Raw genomic sequence first — 1,711 nt, 5'->3', positions numbered from 1 at the left:
GAATAGTCCTCTTTTAATTCTCTTGCCTAAATAGCTTTTTTGCTTTTGAATAGACTCTAAGTCTAAGAAACTACATTTAGAGGTATAGCTTTCATTAGTTGTTTTGACCTCTATTCCTACTAAATTTGCTTTATAGGTAAGTTGTTCGATCAACCTTGAATGAGGAATATTTACGAATGACTGGTTATTTCTATCTCCAATATTAATGTTTTGTTTCCAGCCTTGATTATGACCAATAACTAAAAGGTTAATTTGATGAGCTAGTAATTTATCAATAATATATTTACTAGCGGTGTGGAGGTAATAATCCACCTGGCAATTACGCTTTAAAGTTAAACCTTGTATTCTTTTACTGGTCTTCTGTAGACTGGGTAATTCCGATTTGAGTTTAGCTAGTGTCTTGTTGTACTTTTGATTGCAGGATTTTAAGGCTTTTCCACATACTAAAGTTGGCTGAAATTCGGGAATATTAGAGGTAACAGCAGCTAGGTTATTTAAGCCTAAATCGATAAAAGCATATCTTTCTCCCTCTTGACTTGATGAGGATGGTTGTTCATAGACAATCTCTAAACAATAAGCACCCAATTTAGGAATAATCCTGACCTCTAAAACTTCCTTTAAATTAGTTTTAAATTCTAAATTAGTCCCTGATAGCTTGATTAAACCTTGCTTCAACGCTTTTTTAGAAATGGCTTGATAGTTATAAGTTAAAACGTTTCTACCTTTTTCCTTGTCTTTGTATCTTGGCAACTTAGGCTCTCCTGTAAATTTATCTGGCGATTTTTTGTATTGTTCTTTCGCTTTTTGGTAGGATTTAAAGGTTTTTTCTACTTGCTTTAATACTAACTGACTTACTTTGGCGGGTAAGGCTTGATAATCTGGACTCATTTTTAAGGCATGATGTAACTCAGTCATTGTTAAAAATGGTTGATGTGAAAAGAAAACTTGACGGTTTAAATAAACAGCACAATTATACAGATTCTTCGATAAAAATCCTAATTTATCAATTACTGAATAATTTTTGTGATTAAATTTAATTAGATGTTTTTGAACTAATTTCATCATTCTCCTCAAGGCATTTAATTAAACATTCTGTCTTTCTATTTCGTCGTCTTAATGAGTATAATCGAGCGCAAAATGAGGTAATTATGCTCACGAAGTCTTCCATTAAATCGTCTTTTCTTTCTTCTGCTAGATTAACGACCTCTAGATCTCTATTTGTTTGAGTTAAAAGAACTTTCAGATAATTAAACCCTACTCTGCTTAAACGATCTTTATGTTCTACGACAATCAAATTATAATCAGTTTGTTCTAGAAGTTTTAATAATAGCTTTCGATGATCATTGACTCCACTTCCTACTTCTTTAACTACTCGAACAATTTGATAGCCTTTCGCAATACAATAAGCTTCCAATCTTTTTGCCTGAGTCTCTAAGTTAGATTGATTTTCTGAACTAGAAACTCGCGCATAAATAGCTACTTTATTTTCACCGCAAGAACGGTCATCTTCAAAAATAATAATTGTTCCTGTAGGAAGACGTTCTCCTTGTAACTGCCCTCGATTCCACATTCTCCAAGCAGTGTCATAACTGATCCCTTTTTTCTTAGCATAATCTGATAGTTTCATGTGAACTGCAATGTAAACTTGCACTAACCATATTAGCAGTTGTTTGCAGTCATTTGCATATATTTTTACAAAACTTTACAATAC

2 protein-coding genes are annotated in these 1,711 nt (G+C 32.6%); both read right to left on the bottom strand.

Features of this window, described 5'->3' with window-relative positions; genetic code table 11:
• On the bottom strand, nt 1–1,062 hold a 1,062-nt coding region (locus MICAI_RS16650), incomplete at its 3' end, for an RNA-guided endonuclease InsQ/TnpB family protein (protein WP_039900419.1).
• Entirely contained in the window at nt 1,034–1,627 is a 594-nt protein-coding gene (locus MICAI_RS16645) for an IS607 family transposase (protein ID WP_008204769.1), read from the bottom strand. The genes MICAI_RS16650 and MICAI_RS16645, both read right to left, overlap by 29 nt.
• Nucleotides 1,628–1,711 lie beyond the last annotated feature (84 nt).

Source organism: Microcystis sp. T1-4, assembly GCF_000297435.1.
Lineage (GTDB): Bacteria > Cyanobacteriota > Cyanobacteriia > Cyanobacteriales > Microcystaceae > Microcystis.
The sequence above is the reverse complement of the archived record's forward strand: the minus strand, read 5'-3'. Positions and strand labels throughout refer to the sequence as shown.